Source organism: Yersinia sp. 2553 StPb PI, assembly GCF_052217105.1.
Classification (GTDB): Bacteria; Pseudomonadota; Gammaproteobacteria; order Enterobacterales; family Enterobacteriaceae; genus Yersinia; species Yersinia enterocolitica_E.
Genome location: NZ_JAZGPX010000002.1, coordinates 4204285 through 4229502, shown reverse-complemented (window position 1 = coordinate 4229502; position 25218 = coordinate 4204285). Strand labels below are relative to the sequence as shown.

Here is a 25218-nt window from a genome sequence, read left to right as displayed (position 1 = left end):
GAACAACAAAGAGATTAGTCTTTGCTGTTACCAAAACCGGCGTTAAGCAATTCAGCCAGGTTAGCCGTTGCTTCATCCGCGCTAACTTGCGGTACAACGGGAACTTCACCCAGAGCTTTACGGCGTGCACGATCCTGATGATAAGCGTAACCGGTACCGGCTGGGATCAGACGGCCCACGATTACGTTTTCTTTCAGGCCACGCAGTTCATCACGTTTACCGGCAACTGCCGCTTCAGTAAGAACGCGCGTGGTTTCTTGGAACGAAGCCGCAGAGATGAAGGACTCGGTCGCCAAGGATGCCTTGGTGATACCCAGCAGGTCACGCGTGAACGTAGCCTCGATTTTGCCTTCGGCTGCCAGCTTACGGTTAGCGATTTTAACGCGAGACATTTCTGCCTGCTCGCCTTCCAGGAAGTCAGTGCTACCTGAATCAACGATGGTGCCTTTACGCAACATCTGACGAACGATAACTTCGATGTGTTTATCGTTAATCTTAACGCCTTGCAGACGGTAAACTTCCTGCACTTCGTTGGTGATGTAACGGGTAACTGCGTGAACGCCACGCAGACGCAGAATGTCATGTGGAGATTCTGGGCCATCGGAGACCACGTCACCGCGTTCTACAATTTCACCTTCGAACACGTTGAGCTGACGCCATTTCGGAATCATCTCTTCGTATGCATCGCTACCATCCAACGGTGAGATAACCAGACGACGTTTGCCTTTGGTCTCTTTACCGAACGAGATGATCCCGCTGATTTCAGCCAGGATTGCAGGCTCTTTCGGACGACGTGCTTCGAACAAGTCAGCAACACGTGGCAGACCACCGGTAATATCCTTGGTACCGCTTGATTCCTGAGGAATACGCGCCAGGGTATCACCCGCACCGATCTGAATGCCGTCTTCCAGCTGTACAATCGTTTTACCTGGCAGGAAGTATTGAGCAGGCATATCAGTACCTGGGATCAATACATCGTCGCCTTTGGCGTCAACGATTTTCAGTGCCGGACGCAGGTCTTTACCGCTACCGGTACGCTCTGCACTATCCAGTACTACCAGAGAAGACAAACCAGTCAGTTCGTCGGTCTGGCGGGTAATGGTCTGGCCGTCAACCATGTCCGCGAAGCGAATGAAACCGCTCACTTCGGTCACAACTGGCATGATGTGCGGATCCCAGTTAGCAACGGTTTCGCCGCCCTGGACTTCTGCGCCATCGCCTTTAGCCATTACAGCACCGTAAGGCACTTTGTAGCTTTCTTTAGTACGGCCGAATTCGTCGATCAGCTTCAGCTCGGTATTACGAGAAGTAATAACCAGCTTGCCCGCTGCATTGGTAACGAACTTGACGTTGCTCAGTTTCAAGCTGCCTTTGTTCTTAACCTGAATGCTGGACTCTGCTGCCGCACGAGATGCCGCACCACCGATGTGGAACGTACGCATCGTAAGCTGGGTACCCGGCTCACCGATTGACTGCGCTGCAATAACACCAACTGCTTCACCTTTGTTGATGATGTGACCACGTGCCAGGTCGCGACCATAGCAGTTTGCACACACACCAAAGTCAGTTTCACAGCTTACTACTGAACGAACTTTAACGCTGTCGACGGAGTTTTCTTCTAACAGATCACACCATTTTTCGTCCAATAGGGTGTTACGCGGAACCAGAATATCAGCCGTACCCGGCTTGATAACTTCTTCTGCAGTCACACGACCCAGAACGCGATCGCGCAGTGGCTCTTTAACATCACCACCTTCGATAACCGGGGTCATCACGATACCGTTATGGGTACCACAATCGTCTTCGGTTACCACCAGATCCTGTGCCACGTCAACCAAACGACGGGTCAGGTAACCGGAGTTCGCAGTTTTCAATGCGGTATCCGCCAAACCTTTACGCGCACCGTGGGTTGAGATGAAGTACTGAAGTACGTTCAAACCTTCACGGAAGTTCGCAGTGATTGGCGTTTCAATGATCGAACCATCTGGCTTGGCCATCAGACCACGCATCCCTGCCAGCTGACGAATCTGTGCAGCAGAACCACGCGCACCGGAGTCGGCCATCATAAAGATGCTGTTGAATGACACTTGCTGTTCGACAACGCCGTCACGGTTGACAACATCTTCTACAGACAAGTTATCCATCATCGCCTTGGCAACACGTTCGTTAGCCGCGGCCCAGATATCGATCACTTTGTTATAACGTTCGCCTGCGGTTACCAGACCAGATTGGAACTGCTCCTGGATCTCGGCAACTTCAGTTTCAGCTTCTTCGATGATCCCTGCTTTCGCTTCTGGGATAACCATGTCATCGATACCTACAGAGGCGCCTGAGCGTGCTGCGTAAGCAAAACCGGTGTACATGATCTGGTCAGCAAAGATAACCGTTGGCTTCAAGCCCAGGATGCGGTAACAGGTGTTCAGCATCTTGGAGATAGCTTTCTTGCCCAGCGGCTGGTTCACGATAGAGTAAGGCAGGCCTTTCGGGACGATCATCCACAAAATAGCACGGCCAACTGTCGTATCGATGATGCTGGTACGCGTAATGCTTTCGCCTTCGACATTACGAATTTCTTCAGTAATACGCACTTTTACGCGAGCATGTAGCGATGCCAGGCCACCACGATAAATACGTTCAGCTTCTTTCGGGCCAGTCAGAACCATGCCTTCGCCTTTGGCGTTAACACAGTCGCGGGTCATGTAATACAGACCCAATACAACGTCCTGAGAAGGAACGATGATTGGCTCGCCGTTCGCTGGTGACAGGATGTTGTTGGTAGACATCATCAACGCACGCGCTTCTAACTGAGCTTCCAGTGTTAGCGGTACGTGAACAGCCATTTGGTCACCATCGAAGTCGGCGTTATATGCCGCACAAACCAATGGGTGCAACTGGATTGCCTTACCTTCGATCAGAACCGGTTCAAACGCCTGGATACCCAAACGGTGAAGGGTTGGTGCACGGTTCAGCAGCACTGGGTGTTCGCGGATAACTTCATCCAAGATATCCCAAACCACAGCTTCTTCACGCTCAACCATCTTCTTGGCGGCTTTAATGGTGGTAGCAAGACCACGCAATTCCAGCTTGCCGTAGATGAACGGTTTGAACAGCTCAAGAGCCATTTTCTTAGGCAGACCGCACTGATGCAGACGCAGGTATGGACCAACGGTGATAACCGAACGACCTGAGTAGTCAACACGTTTACCCAGCAAGTTCTGACGGAAACGACCTTGCTTACCTTTGATCATGTCAGCCAGTGACTTCAACGGACGCTTGTTAGAGCCGGTAATCGCACGACCGCGACGGCCGTTATCCAGCAATGCATCTACTGCTTCTTGCAGCATACGCTTTTCGTTACGTACGATGATGTCAGGAGCCGCCAAGTCCAGCAGGCGCTTCAGACGGTTGTTACGGTTGATCACGCGACGATACAAATCGTTCAGATCAGAAGTCGCAAAACGACCACCATCCAACGGAACCAATGGACGCAAATCTGGCGGCAACACAGGCAGCACGGTCAGGATCATCCACTCTGGCTTATTGCCAGACTGTACGAACGCTTCCAGCAGCTTGATACGCTTAGTCAGCTTCTTACGCTTGGTTTCAGAATTTGTTTCGTTCAATTCTTCACGCAGGATCTCGCACTCAGCTTCCAGATCCATGTTTTTCAACAGGGCCTGAATCGCCTCGGCGCCCATTTTCGCGTCGAACTCATCACCAAACTCTTCCAACGCGTCCAGATACTGCTCTTCAGTCAGGATCTGACGACGTTCCAGGTTGGTCATACCGCCTTCAACAACCACATAGGATTCGAAGTACAGTACACGTTCGATGTCACGTAATGGCATATCCAGCAGTAAACCGATGCGGGATGGCAGCGATTTCAGAAACCAGATGTGCGCAGTTGGAGAAGCCAGTTCGATGTGACCCATACGCTCACGGCGCACTTTGGTTTGAGTCACTTCAACGCCGCATTTCTCACAAATAACACCACGGTGTTTCAAACGCTTGTACTTACCGCACAGGCATTCGTAATCTTTTACTGGGCCAAAGATACGGGCACAGAAAAGGCCGTCACGTTCTGGTTTGAACGTACGGTAGTTAATGGTTTCCGGCTTTTTAACTTCACCGAACGACCATGAACGGATCATGTCTGGCGATGCCAGAGCAATTTTGATCGCATCAAACTCTTCGGTCTTAGTTTGCGCTTTCAGAAACTTTAATAAGTCTTTCACGGATTGGCTCCTGTCGGAGTTAGACCTGATAGGCGCTCAAAACGAAATTTGAGCGCCCCTGTGACCAGTGCGAACCACCAGCAGACTCCCGGCTGTAAGAGTCTGCCGTCTGGCGAAGAGTTACTCTTCTTCCAGCTCGATATTGATGCCCAGCGAGCGGATTTCTTTCAACAATACGTTGAAGGACTCCGGCATGCCTGGTTCCATACGGTGATCGCCATCCACGATGTTTTTGTACATCTTGGTACGGCCGTTTACATCGTCGGACTTGACGGTAAGCATTTCCTGCAATGTGTACGCGGCGCCATAAGCTTCCAACGCCCACACTTCCATCTCACCGAAGCGCTGACCACCGAACTGAGCCTTACCACCCAGCGGCTGCTGAGTAACCAGGCTGTAAGAACCGGTAGAACGCGCATGCATCTTGTCATCAACCAAGTGGTTCAGTTTCAGCATGTACATGTAGCCGACAGTAACCTGACGTTCAAATTGCTCGCCGGTACGGCCGTCAAACAGAGTAATCTGACCAGAAGTTGGCAGACCACCTAGCTGTAACAGTTCCTTGATCTCTTTCTCTGTCGCGCCGTCGAAGACTGGTGTTGCAATTGGCATACCTTTTTTCAGGTTCTCAGCCAGACGCAATACTTCGTCATCGGTGAAGGTGCTCAGATCAACTTTCTGACAAACGTTGTCGCCCAGATCGTAGGCTTTCTGGATGAACTCACGCAGTTTGGCAACTTCTTCCTGCTTCTTCAGCATGGCGTTGATTTTCTCGCCAATGCCTTTCGCTGCCATCCCTAAGTGGGTTTCCAAAATCTGACCGATGTTCATACGCGATGGTACGCCCAGCGGGTTCAGAACGATGTCTACCGGCGTACCGTTTTCATCGTAAGGCATATCTTCGATCGGGTTAATTTTGGAGATAACACCTTTGTTACCGTGACGACCGGCCATCTTGTCACCCGGTTGAATCTGACGTTTAACCGCCAAATACACCTTGACGATCTTCAGCACGCCTGGTGCCAAATCATCACCTTGGGTGATCTTACGACGCTTGGCATCCATCTTCTTCTCGAATTCGGATTTCATTTCGTCGTACTGCTCTGCCAACTGTTCCAGTTGGTTTTGCTTGTCTTCGTCGGTCAGGCCCAGTTCGAGCCAACGATCACGTGGTAACTTGCTCAGCTTGTCAGCTTCGATGCCACCAGAAACCAGTACTGCATGGATACGTGCAAACAGGCCCGCTTCCAGGATCTGCAACTCTTCAGTCAGGTCTTTCTTAGCCTGCTTCAGTTGCATCTCTTCGATTTCTAACGCACGTTTATCTTTTTCTACACCGTCGCGAGTAAAGACTTGTACGTCAATAACCGTACCGGAAACACCGTTTGGTACACGCAGAGAAGAGTCTTTAACATCAGACGCTTTCTCACCGAAGATCGCACGTAACAGCTTCTCTTCTGGCGTCAGTTGGGTTTCACCTTTAGGTGTTACCTTACCAACCAGAATGTCGCCGCCAGTCACTTCAGCACCGATATACACGATACCGGACTCATCCAGTTTGGACAGTGCAGCTTCACCCACGTTCGGGATATCAGCCGTTATCTCTTCTGGCCCCAGCTTGGTGTCACGGGACACACATGCCAGTTCTTGAATGTGGATGGTGGTGAAGCGATCTTCTTGTACCACGCGCTCGGAGACCAAGATGGAGTCTTCGAAGTTGTAACCGTTCCAAGGCATGAACGCTACGCGCATGTTCTGACCCAATGCCAGTTCGCCCAGATCTGTTGATGGGCCATCTGCCAGCACGTCGCCGCGCTCGATTGGCTCACCCAGATTCACACACGGCATCTGGTTGATACAGGTGTTCTGGTTTGAACGGGTGTATTTGGTCAGGTTATAAATATCAATGCCTGCTTCGCCCGGATACATTTCGTCTTCGTTAACTTTAATAACGATACGGGATGCATCTACGTATTGAACCGTACCGCCACGTTTGGCTACAGAGGTTACCCCTGAGTCAACCGCTACTGCACGTTCCATACCAGTACCCACCAGCGGCTTATCAGCACGCAGAGTAGGAACCGCCTGACGTTGCATGTTCGCACCCATCAATGCACGGTTGGCGTCATCGTGTTCCAAGAATGGAATCAGAGAAGCACCAACAGACACCACCTGTTGAGTGGAAACGTCCATATAGTCTACTTGGTCGCGGCTAAACAGGCTTGATTCGCCTTTGCTACGACAAGTGACCAAGTCTTCAATGAAGCGGCCGTCTTCGTCCAGGTTGGAGTTCGCCTGAGCGATAACGAAATTGCCTTCTTCAATAGCAGACAGGTAGTTAATTTCATCGGTCACCACACCATCGCGTACGCGACGATAAGGTGTTTCCAGGAAACCATACTCGTTGGTCTGTGCGTAGACAGACAAGGAGTTGATCAGACCGATGTTTGGACCTTCTGGCGTTTCGATTGGACATACGCGACCGTAGTGAGTCGGGTGTACGTCTCGAACTTCAAAGCCAGCACGTTCACGGGTCAAACCGCCCGGGCCCAATGCAGAGATACGGCGTTTATGCGTAATCTCAGACAACGGGTTGTTCTGGTCCATAAATTGTGACAACTGGCTGGAACCGAAGAACTCTTTCACCGCCGCCGAAATCGGCTTGGCGTTGATCATGTCCTGAGGCATCAGAGTGTCGAGGTCACCCAGAGACAAACGCTCTTTAACTGCACGCTCAACACGAACCAGACCTACACGGAACTGGTTTTCAGCCATTTCACCAACGGAACGAATACGACGGTTGCCCAAGTGGTCGATATCATCCACTTCGCCGCGACCATTACGGATATCGATGAGCTTTTTCATCACTTCGGTGATGTCTTCTTTGCTCAGGATACCGGAACCTTCGATTTCGTCACGCAGCAGGGAACGGTTGAACTTCATCCGGCCAACCGCTGACAAATCATAGCGGTCTTCAGAGAAGAACAGGTTCTCAAACAGATTTTCAGCAGCTTCACGTGTTGGTGGCTCACCAGGACGCATCATGCGGTAGATCTCAACCAAGGCGCTCAAACGATCGCTGGTTGGGTCAACACGCAGGGTCTCGGAGATATAAGCACCGTGATCCAGGTCGTTGGTGAACAATGTTTCGATATGCTTGTGGCCAGACTGGCTCAGTTTAGCCAGTAAATCCAGTGACAGCTCCATGTTGGCTGCACAGATAAGCTCACCGGTGTTCGTATCGATATAGTCTTTTGCAACCACTTTACCGGCAATGTATTCAACCGGAACTTCGATGCGATCAATGCCGTCTTTTTCAAGCTGGCGAATATGACGCGCAGTAATACGACGCGCTTTCTCGACGTAAACTTTGCCATTCGCTTCAATATCAAAGGATGCCGTTTCACCGCGCAGGCGCTCTGGAACTAATTCCATCTGCAGCTTGTTGTCACGAATCTCAAAGACCACTTTCTCGAAGAACAGATCCAAGATCTGTGCAGTGGTGAAACTCAATGCGCGCAGAATGATGGTTGCAGGCAATTTACGACGACGGTCAATACGGACAAACAGGTTGTCTTTCGGGTCAAACTCGAAATCTAACCATGAACCGCGGTAAGGGATGATACGTGCGTTGTACAGCACTTTACCCGATGAATGGGTTTTACCCTTATCACTGTCAAAGAATACGCCAGGGCTACGGTGTAGCTGAGATACGATAACCCTCTCAGTACCGTTAATGACAAAGGTACCGTTTTCGGTCATGAGTGGAATTTCACCCATGTAGACTTCTTGTTCTTTGATGTCTTTGACCGTACCTTCAGGAGCTTCGCGCTCATAGATTACCAGACGCAGCTTAACGCGTAGCGGTGCGGAATAGGTCACACCACGGATCTGGCACTCTTTAACATCAAATACAGGTTCACCAAGACGGTAGCTAACGTATTGCAGCTCCGAATTGCCACTGTAGCTCTGAATTGGAAAAACAGAACGGAATGCTGCTTCCAGACCGTGCTGCCCTTCGGGATCTTGCTCGATGAATTTCTGGAACGAGTCAAGTTGGATAGAAAGGAGATAAGGTATGTCCAGAACTTGTGGACGTTTACCAAAATCCTTACGAATACGTTTTTTCTCGGTATAGGAGTAAACCATAGGGTTCCTCAGCTCGCTGAAAAGTCGACCCACTCTGTCTGCCCCGAACATAGGACAGTTCATGCAACACTATTATTTAGAATGAGAAGTTGAAACACTTCTCGAAATACTCTTTTCTATCACTCTTAAACCATTTCATCGCGTTACTTTGACTACCGAGCTACCCGAGTGGGTCGTAGCTGAGAACGCAGTATATTAAGTCGTAAATAGAAAGGAATATTGGGGGGTTAGTCAGCCGCTAAACAGTGTGAAATGCGACTAACGCCCTACAGCGCAAAAAGGCTGATGACTAAAAAGTCACCAGCCATCAGCCTATAAGTTAGGCTGCGAACTCAAAGCTAAACTTACTTGATCTCAACAGAAGCACCAGCTTCTTCCAGAGATTTTTTCAGAGACTCAGCTTCGTCTTTGTTCACGCCTTCTTTCAGAACTGCAGGTGCAGACTCAACCAGATCTTTAGCTTCTTTCAAGCCCAGGCCAGTTGCGCCGCGAACAGCTTTGATTACTGCAACTTTGTTGTCGCCGAATGAAGCCAGAACAACGTTGAATTCAGTTTGTTCTTCTACAGCTTCAGCAGCAGCAGCAGGACCTGCAGCAACAGCAGCAGCTGAAACGCCGAATTTCTCTTCCATAGCAGAGATCAGTTCAACGATTTCCATTACAGACAGAGCTGCAACGCCTTCCAGAATTTGGTCTTTAGTGATAGTTGACATAACAAGTGTTCCTAAAATACAGAAATAGTTTATACGTTAAAAAGCAGTGACTGACAAAAGTGAGGGCGATTAAGCCGCTTCAGCTTCTTTCTGATCACGCAGCGCAGCCAGAGTACGAACCAATTTGCCAGCAGCGGCTTCTTTCATGGTTCCCATCAGACGTGCGATTGCTTCTTCGTAGGTTGGCAGAGTTGCCAGGCGGTCGATCTGAGCCGCAGGGATTAACTCGCCTTCAAAGGCTGCTGCTTTAACCTCAAATTTTGCATTATCTTTAGCAAATGCTTTGAACAGACGAGCAGCTGCGCCCGGGTGTTCAGAAGAGAATGCGATCAAGGTTGGACCAACAAACGTGTCTTTCAGGCATTCGAATTGAGTGCCTTCAACAATGCGGCACAGCAAGGTGTTACGAACAACTTGCATGTGAACGCCAGCTTCACGACCTGCTTTACGCAGTTCAGTCATTTTGTCAACGGTAACGCCACGAGAATCCGCAACAACCGCAGACAGCGCACCTTTGGCTACTTCTTTAACTTCAGCAACAATCGCTTGTTTGCCTTGAAGATTTAGTGCCATTAGTTCTTGCTCCTGGATTAACCGGAGAGTAATTCCCCGGAACTCACGTCACCCAATCCACTACAAAATGCAATGAACGGGCGTTGAAACACGGTGAGCAGAATTCAGCAAGGACAATTCTTTATAGGAAAGAAAAAAATGCTTTAGGTTCTGTCACCGTCTACGCAGGAAATTAAGTGTCTTACGACACACCTGCGGTCTTGGACGGAGGCTTGGATAAGGCCAAGCTCCAACCGAAAATTCTGGTGTTCTGCTGATAAGTAACCCCATCAACAGAAGCATGGGCGTAAGATTCTAGACAAACCTTACGCCCACGTAAAGCGATAAAATCAATTCGTGATTAGATCACTACTGCTGACAGACCGCTTTGATCGATTGCAACGCCAGCACCCATGGTGGTGGAGAGGCTGATTTTCTTGATATAAACGCCTTTCGCTGTAGCAGGTTTAGCACGCTTCAGCGCAACAACCAGAGATTCTAAGTTTTCTCTCAACTTATCTGAGTCGAAATCAACTTTACCAATGGTAGTGTGGATAATACCGTTTTTGTCGTTGCGATAACGAACCTGACCTGCTTTAGCATTCTTAACTGCTTCAGCAACGTTAGGAGTAACAGTACCCACTTTAGGGTTAGGCATCAGGCCACGTGGACCCAAGATTTGGCCCAATTGACCTACAACGCGCATTGCATCTGGGGAAGCAATAACAACGTCGAAGTTCATTTCGCCTTTCTTGATCATATCAGCCAGATCTTCCATACCTACCAATTCAGCGCCTGCTTCTTTCGCAGCTTCAGCGTTTGCACCCTGAGCGAAAACAGCAACGCGTACTGAACGGCCAGTACCATGTGGCAACACAGTTGCACCACGAACGTTCTGGTCAGATTTACGTGCGTCGATACCGAGGTTAACGGCAACGTCTACACTTTCTACGAATTTAGCAGTAGCCAGCTCTTTCAGCAGGGCAACAGCTTCGTTGATATCGTATTGCTTAGTCACATCAACTTTGTCACGGATCACGCGCATGCGCTTGGTCAGCTTAGCCATTTATTAACCCTCCACTACCAGGCCCATGGAACGAGCAGTACCTTCGATTGAACGCATCATGTCGTCAATTGAAGCACCAGTCATATCCGCAGCTTTGGTTTCTGCGATTTCACGGACCTGAGCACCGGTCACAGTCCCTACTTTGTCTTTGTTCGGCTTGCCAGAACCAGACTTAATACCTGCCGCTTTTTTCAGCAGAACTGCTGCTGGCGGGGTTTTAGTAACGAAAGTGAAAGAGCGATCAGAATAAACAGTAATAACAACAGGGATCGGCAGGCCTTTTTCAATGCTTTCAGTCTTAGCATTGAACGCTTTACAGAATTCCATGATGTTAACACCCTGCTGACCCAAAGCTGGACCAACTGGTGGACTTGGGTTCGCCATACCAGCTGCTACTTGCAGCTTGACATAGGCTTGTACTTTCTTAGCCATTTACGATTTCCTCGATTTGGGTAGTATCGCCTCGCGTTCGAGGCTCCCCGTGTTTTGTCTCGCTATTATTTACGATGAAATAAGTTGCCACGGATGACAAAAAGCAAGACATCTAAAAACAAAAGGCGCGAAATTATATTTTAATTTCGCGCCTAAGACAAGACTCAAATTTCAATCACTGCTGAAAAATGAATCAGCCTTTTTCTACCTGACTGAAATCCAGCTCGACCGGTGTTGCACGGCCAAAGATAGAAACAGATACTTTCAGGCGGCTCTTCTCGTAGTCCACTTCTTCAACAACACCGTTAAAGTCGGCAAATGGACCATCGCTGACACGCACCAGTTCACCTGGTTCAAACAGTGTTTTAGGACGTGGTTTATCACCCACTTGTTGAAGACGATTCATAATCGCATCAACTTCTTTATCACTGATTGGTGCAGGGCGATCGGATGTACCACCGATAAAGCCCATTACACGTGGCACGCTACGCACTAAGTGCCAGCTGGCATCGTTCATCACCATCTGGACCAGTACATAGCCTGGGAAGAATTTGCGTTCACTTTTACGACGTTGACCACCACGAATTTCGACGACTTCTTCCGTTGGAACCATGACTTCGCCAAACAGCTCTTCCATGTCATGTAACTTGATATGCTCACGCAGCGATTGAGCTACGCGGCCTTCAAAACCGGAAAACGCCTGAACGACGTACCAACGCTTTTTTGGTGCTTCAGACATCTTAGAACCTCAGGCCAGTAATAAATGATACCAGGCGGACTAGGATACCATCTAGCCCCCATAGAATCAGTGACATTACAGCAGTTACCGCAGCAACGATTAACGTTGTATGCAGAGTTTCCTGACGGGTAGGCCAAATCACTTTACGCACTTCCGTGCGTGCTTCACGAGCAAACGCTACAGTGGCTTTACCTTTTGCCGTCATCAATGCAACAGCACCGGCAACAGCGATAATTACTACAACTGCCAACGCACGCAACGGCAGGCTGTAATCACGGAAATAATAGTTACCAACAATAGCTGTAACTAATAATACAGCAACGATTAGCCATTTAGCCGTTTCCAGGCCGCGTCCGCTCCCTGGAGCCTCGGTATTCGCACTCATAAACCAACCTGTCACTATGATTCAGAACAACAACTTTGCTTCGCATCGCAAAGCAAACCAAGCCGAAGGATGCTCTAGAGACTCTCTAATCGGCACCACTCGGCACTATTCGCCGTATTTCCAGAGCCCATCTCACCAGTAATTATGATGAAAAAACCACTGATGAGATAGGTTCTAGCATGACAACGTAGAAAAAGGGCATCAAATGATGCCCTTTTATCGCATGTCGCGTCAAATCTTATTCAATGACTTTAGCAACAACGCCGGCACCTACCGTACGGCCGCCTTCACGAATTGCGAAACGCAGACCATCATCCATTGCGATAGGCGCAATCAGGTTAACAATCATTTGAATGTTATCACCTGGCATCACCATCTCAACGCCGTCTGGCAATTCAATAGTACCGGTTACATCCGTTGTACGGAAGTAGAACTGAGGACGGTAACCTTTGAAGAACGGAGTATGACGGCCGCCTTCGTCTTTGCTCAGAATATAAACTTCTGATTCGAATTTAGTATGTGGCTTGATAGAACCTGGCTTAGCTAATACCTGACCACGCTGTACGTCATCACGTTTAGTACCACGCAGCAGAACACCAACGTTCTCACCCGCGCGGCCTTCGTCCAGCAGTTTGCGGAACATTTCAACGCCAGTACATGTTGTTCTAATGGTATCGATAATACCAACGATTTCAACTTCTTCACCAACTTTAACAATGCCACGCTCTACACGGCCAGTGACAACTGTACCACGGCCTGAGATAGAGAATACGTCTTCGATTGGCAGCAGGAATGGTCTATCGATTGCACGCTCAGGCTGTGGGATGTAGCTATCCAGTGCCTCAGCTAATTCAATAATTTTTGCTTCCCATTCTGGCTCGCCTTCTAACGCTTTCAGCGCTGAACCACGGATAACGGGAGTATCGTCGCCAGGGAAATCGTATTGAGACAGAAGTTCGCGGACTTCCATTTCTACCAATTCCAGCAATTCTTCATCGTCAACCATGTCACACTTGTTCAGGAAGACCAGGATATAAGGAACACCAACCTGACGACCTAACAAGATGTGCTCGCGAGTCTGTGGCATCGGGCCATCAGTTGCAGCAACAACCAAAATCGCGCCGTCCATCTGAGCAGCACCGGTTATCATGTTTTTAACGTAGTCGGCATGCCCTGGGCAGTCAACGTGCGCATAGTGGCGCGACGGGGTGTCATATTCAACATGTGACGTGTTGATGGTGATACCACGCGCTTTCTCTTCCGGAGCGTTGTCGATCTGGTCGAATGCACGAGCACTACCGCCGTAGGTTTTAGCCAGTACGGTGGTGATTGCAGCAGTTAGGGTAGTTTTACCATGGTCAACGTGGCCAATAGTACCCACATTAACGTGCGGTTTTGTACGTTCAAACTTTTCTTTAGACATCGATTGTCCCTCTAAGACACGGAATCGGTGGTTTCACCACATCAACCAAGCGCATGCTTGCTGAATCCATAACACAGAAAGAAAATCAGGGGACGAGAGAATGAGAAATGGTGCTGATAGGCAGATTCGAACTGCCGACCTCACCCTTACCAAGGGTGCGCTCTACCAACTGAGCTATATCAGCACATCTTGGAGCGGGCAGTGGGAATCGAACCCACATCATCAGCTTGGAAGGCTGAGGTAATAGCCATTATACGATGCCCGCATCTTAGAACTCGGCTACCTGACTTAATCTGCAGAAATTTGAAAGGAAGGGCTTGGCCACTTCACTCTTCATCGAGAGCGGTGCTCTCGCCTTGAGTGTGTATTAGGAGTTCGATCTTCTGAATCACCCTGAGACTCAAGGTTAAATATGGTGGTGGGGGAAGGATTATTCGTCACTTCGCTCCTCACCCTTCGGGCCGCCGCTGCGCGTCGTTGACTCGCTACGCTCGGCTCGAACCTTCGTCGAAGGTTTTCACCTTCCCCTTAAGTAACTCATTTAGATTCATGACACTGAATCGGCTTGAGACTCAAGAGTAAATATGGTGGTGGGGGAAGGATTCGAACCTTCGAAGTCGATGACGGCAGATTTACAGTCTGCTCCCTTTGGCCGCTCGGGAACCCCACCTAAATTTTAGTACTTGAATGGTGCCGGCACCAAGAGTCGAACTCGGGACCTACTGATTACAAGTCAGTTGCTCTACCAACTGAGCTATGCCGGCATCAAGTGCAGCGCATTCTAGGTAGAGCGAGCTTATGATGCAACAAAAAAATTGCATAAGTCGACCTTTCGCTCACAAAACAGCCACTTTTTAAAAGCCAGATGTATTATTAACCATAGTTAGCTCATTTCACATCCAGCACACCCGCTTTTGTAATCAACGCCATGAATGAAAAATTCCCCCTTAAATGAGTTCACCTCTCATTGTGCCACCAATTTTAGTACCACTGACTGAGTATAAATTTAGTTTTGCGCCTCAAAAAAGGGAGAGTGCCCCAATTGAGTGCATCTCGTCTAAAAAAATATTGCTCCAATGAGGGTAATCACACTACTCATATTTGGCTTGTTTATTGCTTAAACATAGACATAAGCATAGACCAGCAGCGGTTGAGGAGTTTTATCATGAAGATAGTTTTACTTAATGCGGCAACATTGCCTATATATCGCAGTGAGCTGGCAAGTTTACTGATTGATGCCGTAGCTCATGGGGCATCTGTAGGCTATGACTCCCGCTCTCTGTCGCAGAAAGAAGCTGAGAGCTATTACGATGGTCTGCGCCCGGCCATCGCCAAAGGAGCATTACTATTATGGATAGCACGCGATGAGATGGGGATTACTGGAACTATCCAATTAGACCTTTGCCAAAAGCCAAATGGTTTAAATCGAGCCGAAGTGCAGAAATTATTGGTGCATAGCCGTAGCCGTCGTACTGGTATTGGGCACAAATTGATTCTCGCGATGGAGAGTACCGCGGTTCAACTACGCCGTGGATTGCTATATCTCGATACTCAAGCAGGTTCTCCTGCTGAATCTTTTTACCGTGCACAAGGTTATCGTTGCATGGGAGAAATTCCGGATTATGCCTGCACACCCGATGGCAGCTATCATCCGACCGCAATCTATTTCAAACGTTTATTTTCAGTAAATCAATCACATACTGCCATAGCCAGTTGATGACCGTGATTGTTATCTATAAAAAGGGTAGAACCTACCATCTGTGTTCTTAATTGATTGGAATAGCAACGTACATCAAATAAATCACTCACTAAGCACAAAAATGTCTACGCCAAAAAGCAAGCTGCCTATAATATGCAGCTTGTTTCTTATCTGGAGTTGGCGTCCAGCGCCTTTCCCAACCTGCGTTAACAGGCAGAATTTGGCTTATGACAAAAAGAGATCAATCTTTAGCGACGCCTTATCTACAGTTCGATCGTACTCAGTGGGCAGCCTTGCGCGACTCAGTACCATTGACACTAACAGAAGAAGAAATCGTTAAACTCAAAGGGATTAACGAAGACCTTTCATTAGATGAAGTGGCACAGATATACCTGCCACTTTCGCGCCTGCTTAACTTTTATATTAGTTCTAATTTGCGGCGACAGGCGGTTCTGGAACAATTCCTTGGAACTGATGGCCAGCGTATTCCCTATGTCATTGGCATTGCAGGCAGTGTTGCTGTCGGTAAAAGCACCACCGCGCGCTTACTGCAAGCGTTACTGAGCCGCTGGCCGGAACATCGCAGTGTAGAACTGATTACAACAGATGGTTTTCTTTATCCCAATAAAGTCCTGAATGAGCGTGGGCTGATGAAGAAAAAAGGATTCCCACAATCCTATGATATGCATAATCTGGTGAAGTTTGTCTCAGAAGTAAAATCAGGGACAGGTTATGTTACGGCGCCGGTTTATTCTCATTTAATATATGATGTTGTCCCTGACGGTAATAAGATCATCAAGCAACCTGACATTCTCATATTAGAGGGCTTAAATGTTCTACAAAGTGGAATGGATTACCCTCATGATCCGCACCATGTATTTGTCTCTGATTTTGTAGACTTCTCTATATATGTCGATGCCCCTGAAGATTTACTTCAAAGTTGGTATATAAACAGGTTCCTTAAGTTTAGACAGGGTGCATTTTCCAATCCTGATTCTTATTTCCATAATTATGCTAAATTGCCTGAAGCAGAGGCAATCAAGATTGCCACTCAATTATGGAAAGAGATTAACGGATTGAATTTAAAGCAAAATATACTACCAACGCGTGAGCGTGCCAGTCTGATAATGACTAAAAGTGCCAACCATGCCGTTGAGAGTGTACGTTTGAGAAAATAGCCAAAGTGGGAGGTTCTAGCCTCCCATCTATTATAAGATTAAACGCCACGTAGAGATATTTCACCGCCAATATAAGGTTTTACATTGCCATTTTGCTCTAATAATAATGCACCTTGTTGGTCAATACCTCTAGCAATACCAAATATCTCTTGATTGCCAATAATCAATTTCACAGGGCGATCAAGGTAATTGTCCATTTCTCGCCAACGAGAAATAAAAGCAGATAAGCCTTCGTTTTCAAATTTAACGACTGCAAGTCGTAATTCAGATAACAGTTCAGCCGTCAGTTTATTACGATCAATATTAACACCCGCTTCCTGTAAGTTGATCCAATCCTGACTGATGACGTTAGTCGTTGATTCACGCATTGTTAAATTAATGCCGGCACCAATTACCAACTGAGCAGCATCTCCTGTTTTCCCTGTGAGTTCTACCAATATACCTGCCAGTTTTTTATCATTTAAATACAGGTCATTTGGCCATTTTACACGAACCTGCTCAGCTCCGAGTTTACGTAGAACCTCAGCCATAACAATCCCAACCACCAGGCTTAATCCCATTGCAGCAGCAGGGCCTTGCTCCAGCCGCCAGAACATAGATAAATAGAGATTCGCACCAAAGGGAGAGATCCACTGACGTCCCCGTCTTCCTCGCCCTGCATGTTGGTATTCAGCCACACAAGCATCGCCAGACTTCAATTCAGTAATGCGGTCTAATAAATATTGATTCGTCGAGTCGACGACAGGCAAGATAGCCACCTGGCCTGCGGGGAGATAATTTAATATTGTTTGTTCATTAAGCAGTTGAATAGGTGCAGGTAAACTATAGCCCTTACCAGGGACAGTAAAGACATCTAGTCCCCACTCTCTGATAGTTTGCATATGCTTGTTAATTGCGGCACGACTCATCCCAAAGGTTTCGCCTAATTGCTCTCCTGAATGGAAAGCACCATCAGCTAATATGCCAATCAACCGTAAAGGGATTTTAATATCTTTCACGACAAACACTCCACAGCATTAACCTCACCATTACTTGCGATAAATCGCACTTCTGGTTCCAACCAGATTGCAAATCTCTTAGCAACTTGCTGACGGATATAACTGGCAAGGCCTATCACATCCTGACCTGTCGCTTCTGCTAGGTTAATCAACACTAGCGCCTGCTGCTGATGCACCGCCGCACCGCCAATCTGATATCCCTTAAGCGCACATTGATCGATAAGCCAACCAGCAGCCAGCTTAACAGACCCATCGGGTTGCAGGTAATGGGGCGCATTGGGGTAGCGCTTTACAATCTCTTCAGCTACAGCGGCATCCACAACTGGATTCTTAAAAAAACTGCCTGCATTGCCGGTCACTGCGGGATCGGGTAGCTTACTACGCCGCATGGTACAAACTGAGTTGAATATCTCTTCTGCTGTAACTGTCGATGGATCCATTCGCGTTAGATCACCATAGCCCAATGTTGGGATCCATGATTTTACCAATTTAATGCCTACGGCTACGATGGCAAATCCATGACCATAGTGATGCTTAAAAATGCTGTCGCGATAGCCAAATTGACAATCTTTAGCGGAAAGGCGTAGCACTGTACCCTTATCCATATCAAGTAAATCAACGTATTCGCATACCTTTTGCAGCTCAACACCATAAGCACCAATATTCTGAATGGGTGCAGAACCGACACAACCTGGGATTAACGCCAGATTTTCTAGGCCTGGCATGTTATTTAGTAATGAATAACAAACCAATTGATGCCAATTTTCTCCAGCCCCAACATGCAGGTGCCAGGCAATATCATCCTCAGTAGAAGTGATACCCTTAATCCGATTAAGTAATACTGTTCCTGAATAGTTTTCAATAAACAGCACGTTGCTGCCTTCGCCAAGTAAAAGCACTGGCTGATGCTTAGAAACAGACTCATGCCAAGCATTAATCAATTCTTCAGGTGAGTTAACGCTAATTACTTTGCTCGCATAAGCTGCTAATGCAAAAGTATTGAGATGTTTTAGCGGGGAATGTTGATTCGACATGACATTGGATACTCATTCTAACTAGTTCTGGCGCTAGTCTAACCGATCATAATACTCATATTGTATTTTGTTTTAACTGAAGGTAAAAAAAGCCACCTATCAAGGTAGCCTTTTATTTTATTCATCGCTGTGACGGCCGGATTTGACTCACCTGCCCCTGCAATATTTGACTCGTCTGACTATGAGCCCTGCGACGCAACCACTCTAAGGTCACTATTTATACCTATTTCACTATTCTGCCCATAGCAAAAACCCCATGCTTTTGGCATGGGGTCTCGGCTTTATTTGATGCCTGGCAGTGTCCTACTCTCGCATGGGGAGACCCCACACTACCATCGGCGCTACGGCGTTTCACTTCTGAGTTCGGCATGGGATCAGGTGGGACCACCGCGCTAAGGCCGCCAGGCAAATTCTGTCTAAACTAACCCGCTATATGTCTCCACACAGCCAGCCAGCCCAATCTCGGAACTTCGCTGAAAATTTCTATCTCTCAAATCTAAAACACCTTTGGTGTTGTAAGGTTAAGCCTCACGGATCATTAGTACTGGTTAGCTCAATGCATCGCTGCACTTACACACCCAGCCTATCAACGTCATAGTCTTTAACGTTCCTTCAGGGGGCTTAAAGCCCCAGGGAAGACTCATCTCGAGGCAAGTTTCCCGCTTAGATGCTTTCAGCGGTTATCTCTTCCGAATTTAGCTACCGGGCAATGCCATTGGCATGACAACCCGAACACCAGTGATTCGTCCACTCCGGTCCTCTCGTACTAGGAGCAGCCCCTCTCAATCTTCCAACGCCCACGGCAGATAGGGACCGAACTGTCTCACGACGTTCTAAACCCAGCTCGCGTACCACTTTAAATGGCGAACAGCCATACCCTTGGGACCTACTTCAGCCCCAGGATGTGATGAGCCGACATCGAGGTGCCAAACACCGCCGTCGATATGAACTCTTGGGCGGTATCAGCCTGTTATCCCCGGAGTACCTTTTATCCGTTGAGCGATGGCCCTTCCATTCAGAACCACCGGATCACTAAGACCTACTTTCGTACCTGCTCGAGCCGTCACTCTCGCAGTCAAGCTAGCTTATGCCTTTGCACTAACCTCACGATGTCCGACCGTGATTAGCTAACCTTCGTGCTCCTCCGTTACTCTTTGGGAGGAGACCGCCCCAGTCAAACTACCCACCAGACACTGTCCTCACCCCGGATCACGGGGCCGAGTTAGAACATCAAACATTAAAGGGTGGTATTTCAAGGTTGGCTCCATGCAGACTGGCGTCCACACTTCGATGCCTCCCACCTATCCTACACATCAAGGCTCAATGTTCAGTGTCAAGCTATAGTAAAGGTTCACGGGGTCTTTCCGTCTTGCCGCGGGTACACTGCATCTTCACAGCGAGTTCAATTTCACTGAGTCTCGGGTGGAGACAGCCTGGCCATCATTACGCCATTCGTGCAGGTCGGAACTTACCCGACAAGGAATTTCGCTACCTTAGGACCGTTATAGTTACGGCCGCCGTTTACTGGGGCTTCGATCAAGAGCTTCGCCTTGCGGCTGACCCCATCAATTAACCTTCCAGCACCGGGCAGGCGTCACACCGTATACGTCCACTTTCGTGTTTGCACAGTGCTGTGTTTTTATTAAACAGTTGCAGCCAGCTGGTATCTGCGACTGGCTTCGGCGCCGGGAGCAAGTCCCATTACCTAATGCCAGCGTGCCTTCTCCCGAAGTTACGGCACCATTTTGCCTAGTTCCTTCACCCGAGTTCTCTCAAGCGCCTGAGTATTCTCTACCTGACCACCTGTGTCGGTTTGGGGTACGATTTAATGTTACCTGATGCTTAGAGGCTTTTCCTGGAAGCTTGGCATCAACTACTTCACCACCGTAGTGGCTCGTCATCACACCTCAGCGTTGATAAGCAACCGGATTTACCAAGTCACTCCGCCTACATGCTTAAACCGGGACAACCGTCGCCCGGCTAGCCTAGCCTTCTCCGTCCCCCCTTCGCAGTAACACCAAGTACAGGAATATTAACCTGTTTCCCATCGACTACGCTTTTCAGCCTCGCCTTAGGGGTCGACTCACCCTGCCCCGATTAACGTTGGACAGGAACCCTTGGTCTTCCGGCGTGCGGGTTTTTCACCCGCATTATCGTTACTTATGTCAGCATTCGCACTTCTGATACCTCCAGCAACCCTCACAGGTCACCTTCAACGGCTTACAGAACGCTCCCCTACCCAACAACGCCTAAGCGTCGCTGCCGCAGCTTCGGTGCATGGTTTAGCCCCGTTACATCTTCCGCGCAGGCCGACTCGACCAGTGAGCTATTACGCTTTCTTTAAATGATGGCTGCTTCTAAGCCAACATCCTGGCTGTCTATGCCTTCCCACATCGTTTCCCACTTAACCATGACTTTGGGACCTTAGCTGGCGGTCTGGGTTGTTTCCCTCTTCACGACGGACGTTAGCACCCGCCGTGTGTCTCCCGTGATAACATTCTTCGGTATTCGGAGTTTGCATCGGTTTGGTAAGTCGGGATGACCCCCTAGCCGAAACAGTGCTCTACCCCCGAAGATGAGTTCACGAGGCGCTACCTAAATAGCTTTCGGGGAGAACCAGCTATCTCCCGGTTTGATTGGCCTTTCACCCCCAGCCACAAGTCATCCGCTAATTTTTCAACATTAGTCGGTTCGGTCCTCCAGTTAGTGTTACCCAACCTTCAACCTGCCCATGGCTAGATCACCGGGTTTCGGGTCTATACCTTGCAACTAGACGCCCAGTTAAGACTCGGTTTCCCTACGGCTCCCCTATTCGGTTAACCTTGCTACAAAATATAAGTCGCTGACCCATTATACAAAAGGTACGCAGTCACCCAACAAAGTAGGCTCCCACTGCTTGTACGTACACGGTTTCAGGTTCTATTTCACTCCCCTCGCCGGGGTTCTTTTCGCCTTTCCCTCACGGTACTGGTTCACTATCGGTCAGTCAGGAGTATTTAGCCTTGGAGGATGGTCCCCCCATATTCAGACAGGATGTCACGTGTCCCGCCCTACTCATCGAGTTCACAGCAAGTGTGTTTTGGTGTACGGGACTATCACCCTGTACCGTGCGACTTTCCAGACGCTTCCACTAACACACAAACTGATTCAGACTCTGGGCTCTTCCCCGTTCGCTCGCCGCTACTGGGGGAATCTCGGTTGATTTCTTTTCCTCGGGGTACTTAGATGTTTCAGTTCCCCCGGTTCGCCTTGCATGGCTATGTATTCACCATGCAATAGTGCAACGAATTGCACTGGGTTTCCCCATTCGGGTATCGTCGGTTATAACGCTTCATATCAGCTTACCGACGCTTTTCGCAGATTAGCACGCCCTTCATCGCCTCTGACTGCCTAGGCATCCACCGTGTACGCTTAGTCGCTTAACCTCACAACCCAAAGGTGTTTTTCGTTATTGGTGTGGCTGTGAACACACTCTGCTATGTTGTGCAGTGCGCGCAATCCTCATGAACGTTAAGTTCACTCCGGTTGCTGTGCGCTGTACGCCTTGCTGAGTGTCTTCTCGCTCACACTGCAACAATGATTACCCATTGGCATTGCGATTATTTGAGAGACTCTATTACAGGTTACTCTTTATCTCAGTACATCTACGGAGAGATAAATTTCGGCTGTAATGTTTCAATTTTCAGCTTGTTCCAGATTGTTAAAGAGCAATATCTTAAACACGACTCGTTAAAGTCATCTTTAAGATATTCAGTTGATAATGTCTTTCACACATTATCGGAGTGGCGTCCCCAAGGGGATTCGAACCCCTGTTACAGCCGTGAAAGGGCAGTGTCCTAGGCCTCTAGACGATGGGGACACAAAAATTTCTACTGAATCACTGATTCAGTATTTTTGTGTAAAGGTGAAAATGTGGTGACACATTCGAACGACTGATGCAGTAAAAACTCGATACCGAGGTCTTATTACACAATCATCACCCTCATCAACAGGTGCTCTTGCTCATTTACATTCATCAGACAATCTGTGTGGACACTACGCAATGCGTATCGTTAGGTAAGGAGGTGATCCAACCGCAGGTTCCCCTACGGTTACCTTGTTACGACTTCACCCCAGTCATGAATCACAAAGTGGTAAGCGCCCTCCCGAAGGTTAAGCTACCTACTTCTTTTGCAACCCACTCCCATGGTGTGACGGGCGGTGTGTACAAGGCCCGGGAACGTATTCACCGTAGCATTCTGATCTACGATTACTAGCGATTCCGACTTCATGGAGTCGAGTTGCAGACTCCAATCCGGACTACGACAGACTTTATGTGGTCCGCTTGCTCTCGCGAGTTCGCTTCACTTTGTATCTGCCATTGTAGCACGTGTGTAGCCCTACTCGTAAGGGCCATGATGACTTGACGTCATCCCCACCTTCCTCCGGTTTATCACCGGCAGTCTCCCTTGAGTTCCCACCATTACGTGCTGGCAACAAAGGATAAGGGTTGCGCTCGTTGCGGGACTTAACCCAACATTTCACAACACGAGCTGACGACAGCCATGCAGCACCTGTCTCACAGTTCCCGAAGGCACCGAAGCATCTCTGCTAAGTTCTGTGGATGTCAAGAGTAGGTAAGGTTCTTCGCGTTGCATCGAATTAAACCACATGCTCCACCGCTTGTGCGGGCCCCCGTCAATTCATTTGAGTTTTAACCTTGCGGCCGTACTCCCCAGGCGGTCGACTTAACGCGTTAGCTCCGGAAGCCACGCCTCAAGGGCACAACCTCCAAGTCGACATCGTTTACAGCGTGGACTACCAGGGTATCTAATCCTGTTTGCTCCCCACGCTTTCGCACCTGAGCGTCAGTCTTTGTCCAGGGGGCCGCCTTCGCCACCGGTATTCCTCCAGATCTCTACGCATTTCACCGCTACACCTGGAATTCTACCCCCCTCTACAAGACTCTAGCTTGCCAGTTTCAAATGCAGTTCCCACGTTAAGCGCGGGGATTTCACATCTGACTTAACAAACCGCCTGCGTGCGCTTTACGCCCAGTAATTCCGATTAACGCTTGCACCCTCCGTATTACCGCGGCTGCTGGCACGGAGTTAGCCGGTGCTTCTTCTGCGAGTAACGTCAATCAACCGTGCTATTAACACGACTGCCTTCCTCCTCGCTGAAAGTGCTTTACAACCCGAAGGCCTTCTTCACACACGCGGCATGGCTGCATCAGGCTTGCGCCCATTGTGCAATATTCCCCACTGCTGCCTCCCGTAGGAGTCTGGACCGTGTCTCAGTTCCAGTGTGGCTGGTCATCCTCTCAGACCAGCTAGGGATCGTCGCCTAGGTGAGCCATTACCCCACCTACTAGCTAATCCCATCTGGGCACATCCGATGGCGTGAGGCCCGAAGGTCCCCCACTTTGCTCTTGCGAGGTCATGCGGTATTAGCTACCGTTTCCAGTAGTTATCCCCCTCCATCAGGCAGTTTCCCAGACATTACTCACCCGTCCGCCGCTCGCCGGCAAAGTAGTAAACTACTTCCCGCTGCCGCTCGACTTGCATGTGTTAGGCCTGCCGCCAGCGTTCAATCTGAGCCATGATCAAACTCTTCAATTTAAGATTTGTTTGATTTGCTGCTAATAAAAGCAGCGATGCTCAAAGATTACTTTCTGCAAATAAGCATTCGAACCGAAGTTCAAATGTGTACTGCTTTGGTCACTCTTCAAGACTTTGATATTTCTTCTGCCTGTCGAAACAGGCTTCGATATCGTCTTGCGAGTGCCCACACAGATTGTCTGATAAATTGTTAAAGAGCGTTCGTTACCCGTTTGCCTTTCGGCGAATCTTACGGTAACGCGGGAGGCAGATAATACGCTTTCCCGCTGAAGAGTCAAGAGTTTCTTTGGTTTCTTTCGAAGTCAAAATCATTCTTTTCGCTTCCTGACCCGGCGAAGTCTGTTTCGTTGTTCCCAGTCAGTGGAGGCGCATTATAGGGAGTTCCTGCCAGCCTGCAACCCCTAATTTGAAAAAACTTTTCAACCGCGTTTTATTTCAACGATTTGCCGTGATAAACGGCATTATTGCTATTTTTTGTACTGTAGCGCCAAGAAATCCTGAGAAAAACTGCTTACCTGTTGCCAATCCGTATATTCAACTTCTTTACTGGTATCCGTTTCGCCGCCCGTCATACGCATAATAAGTTGAATCATCACCCGATCTATCCAGCGATAACGGGGATAACGCAAAGCGCCCGCAAATACCGTACATAGCGTTGGCTGCCACGGGGTACTGAGTAAGAACTTACGCACATAGGCATTGGTTTGCGGAGATCGATTTTCCGGCTTGCGTGCTGTCAGATTCACTGCAAAGAACGCACTCGGCATCTGATTAAGTTGTTCAACGTGTTTGTTGACGAATTTACTCAATACTGGGCTGAAGTGCCCATAACGCACCGACGCACCAATCATGACTTGCTGGTATTGATTCAGATCGATTTGCCCTACCTGCGATAAGTCCTGTATTTCACAGGTAGCTGCCGCTGATAACTGTTTAGCTATATAAGAAGCAATAGTCTGTGTTTGGCCATCTCGGCTGGAGTAAAGAATCAGAACTTTCATTGCAATGTTCCTTA

14 protein-coding genes, 5 tRNA genes, 3 rRNA genes and 1 other RNA gene are annotated in these 25218 nt (G+C 48.6%); 2 read left to right on the top strand and 21 right to left on the bottom strand.

Annotated features, from left to right (window positions below; all coding sequences use genetic code 11):
* Window positions 1-14: 14 nt before the first annotated feature.
* The 14 genes from rpoC to V2A84_RS20675 all read right to left on the bottom strand — a co-directional run bounded on the left by rpoC (window position 15) and on the right by V2A84_RS20675 (window position 14458).
* Window positions 15-4235, bottom strand: a complete 4221-nt coding sequence (gene rpoC, locus V2A84_RS20740) for a DNA-directed RNA polymerase subunit beta' (RefSeq protein ID WP_005192331.1) — start codon at window positions 4233-4235, stop codon at window positions 15-17.
* Window positions 4236-4355: 120 nt separating this feature from the next.
* A complete protein-coding gene (gene rpoB, locus V2A84_RS20735) occupies window positions 4356-8384 on the bottom strand; it encodes a DNA-directed RNA polymerase subunit beta (protein ID WP_083162047.1) in 4029 nt (1342 codons plus the stop codon).
* Between the two features lie 344 nt (window positions 8385-8728).
* Entirely contained in the window at window positions 8729-9097 is a 369-nt protein-coding gene (gene rplL, locus V2A84_RS20730) for a 50S ribosomal protein L7/L12 (RefSeq protein ID WP_004876762.1), read from the bottom strand.
* A gap of 69 nt (window positions 9098-9166) precedes the next feature.
* Window positions 9167-9670, bottom strand: a complete 504-nt coding sequence (rplJ, locus tag V2A84_RS20725; RefSeq protein ID WP_083162045.1) for a 50S ribosomal protein L10 — start codon at window positions 9668-9670, stop codon at window positions 9167-9169.
* Window positions 9671-10010: 340 nt separating this feature from the next.
* Window positions 10011-10715 carry a 50S ribosomal protein L1 gene (gene rplA / locus V2A84_RS20720; RefSeq protein WP_049614735.1) on the bottom strand — a complete coding sequence of 235 codons (705 nt, stop codon included), beginning with the start codon at window positions 10713-10715 and terminating at the stop codon, window positions 10011-10013.
* A 3-nt stretch (window positions 10716-10718) separates the two neighbouring features.
* On the bottom strand, window positions 10719-11147 hold the full coding sequence (rplK, locus tag V2A84_RS20715; protein ID WP_004712403.1) for a 50S ribosomal protein L11: 429 nt from the start codon (window positions 11145-11147) through the stop codon (window positions 10719-10721).
* Window positions 11148-11340: 193 nt separating this feature from the next.
* A complete protein-coding gene (gene nusG, locus V2A84_RS20710; RefSeq protein WP_002210671.1) occupies window positions 11341-11886 on the bottom strand; it encodes a transcription termination/antitermination protein NusG in 546 nt (181 codons plus the stop codon).
* A 1-nt stretch (window position 11887) separates the two neighbouring features.
* Window positions 11888-12271 carry a preprotein translocase subunit SecE gene (secE, locus tag V2A84_RS20705; RefSeq protein WP_005192343.1) on the bottom strand — a complete coding sequence of 128 codons (384 nt, stop codon included), beginning with the start codon at window positions 12269-12271 and terminating at the stop codon, window positions 11888-11890.
* Window positions 12272-12509: 238 nt separating this feature from the next.
* Window positions 12510-13694: an elongation factor Tu gene (tuf, locus tag V2A84_RS20700; RefSeq protein ID WP_042568960.1), complete on the bottom strand. Its 1185-nt coding sequence runs from the start codon at window positions 13692-13694 to the stop codon at window positions 12510-12512.
* Between the two features lie 108 nt (window positions 13695-13802).
* A tRNA-Thr gene (locus V2A84_RS20695) sits at window positions 13803-13878 on the bottom strand.
* A gap of 6 nt (window positions 13879-13884) precedes the next feature.
* A tRNA-Gly gene (locus tag V2A84_RS20690) sits at window positions 13885-13959 on the bottom strand.
* 148 nt (window positions 13960-14107) lie between these two features.
* Window positions 14108-14235, bottom strand: a non-coding RNA gene (locus V2A84_RS20685) — RtT sRNA.
* A gap of 44 nt (window positions 14236-14279) precedes the next feature.
* Window positions 14280-14364, bottom strand: a tRNA-Tyr gene (locus V2A84_RS20680).
* Window positions 14365-14382: 18 nt separating this feature from the next.
* A tRNA-Thr gene (locus V2A84_RS20675) sits at window positions 14383-14458 on the bottom strand.
* Between the two features lie 401 nt (window positions 14459-14859).
* On the opposite strand from V2A84_RS20675, the gene V2A84_RS20670 reads away from it, so the two are divergent.
* Together V2A84_RS20670 and coaA are read left to right on the top strand one after the other, a co-directional pair.
* The gene (locus V2A84_RS20670; RefSeq protein ID WP_083162043.1) at window positions 14860-15411 is read left to right on the top strand and encodes a GNAT family N-acetyltransferase; all 552 of its coding nucleotides are present in this window, start codon (window positions 14860-14862) and stop codon (window positions 15409-15411) included.
* A gap of 209 nt (window positions 15412-15620) precedes the next feature.
* Complete coding sequence (coaA, locus tag V2A84_RS20665) at window positions 15621-16571, top strand: type I pantothenate kinase (protein WP_083162041.1); 951 nt, start codon at window positions 15621-15623, stop codon at window positions 16569-16571.
* A 38-nt stretch (window positions 16572-16609) separates the two neighbouring features.
* Here coaA and birA read toward each other — a convergent pair whose 3' ends face one another.
* The 7 genes from birA to hemG form a co-directional block, all read right to left on the bottom strand.
* Window positions 16610-17569: a bifunctional biotin--[acetyl-CoA-carboxylase] ligase/biotin operon repressor BirA gene (gene birA, locus V2A84_RS20660; protein ID WP_083162038.1), complete on the bottom strand. Its 960-nt coding sequence runs from the start codon at window positions 17567-17569 to the stop codon at window positions 16610-16612.
* A complete protein-coding gene (gene murB, locus V2A84_RS20655; RefSeq protein WP_083162036.1) occupies window positions 17566-18603 on the bottom strand; it encodes a UDP-N-acetylmuramate dehydrogenase in 1038 nt (345 codons plus the stop codon). The genes birA and murB overlap by 4 nt, the downstream gene beginning before the upstream one ends.
* A 290-nt stretch (window positions 18604-18893) precedes the next feature.
* Window positions 18894-19009 (bottom strand): 5S ribosomal RNA (gene rrf, locus V2A84_RS20650).
* A gap of 111 nt (window positions 19010-19120) precedes the next feature.
* Window positions 19121-22028 (bottom strand): 23S ribosomal RNA (locus tag V2A84_RS20645).
* A 358-nt stretch (window positions 22029-22386) separates the two neighbouring features.
* Window positions 22387-22462: transfer RNA gene (locus V2A84_RS20640), tRNA-Glu, on the bottom strand.
* A gap of 198 nt (window positions 22463-22660) precedes the next feature.
* Window positions 22661-24203 (bottom strand): 16S ribosomal RNA (locus tag V2A84_RS20635).
* Together the 16S, 23S and 5S rRNA genes with 1 tRNA gene alongside form the textbook arrangement of a ribosomal RNA operon.
* Before the next feature lie 467 nt (window positions 24204-24670).
* Window positions 24671-25204 carry a menaquinone-dependent protoporphyrinogen IX dehydrogenase gene (gene hemG, locus V2A84_RS20630; protein WP_442849039.1) on the bottom strand — a complete coding sequence of 178 codons (534 nt, stop codon included), beginning with the start codon at window positions 25202-25204 and terminating at the stop codon, window positions 24671-24673.
* Window positions 25205-25218 lie beyond the last annotated feature (14 nt).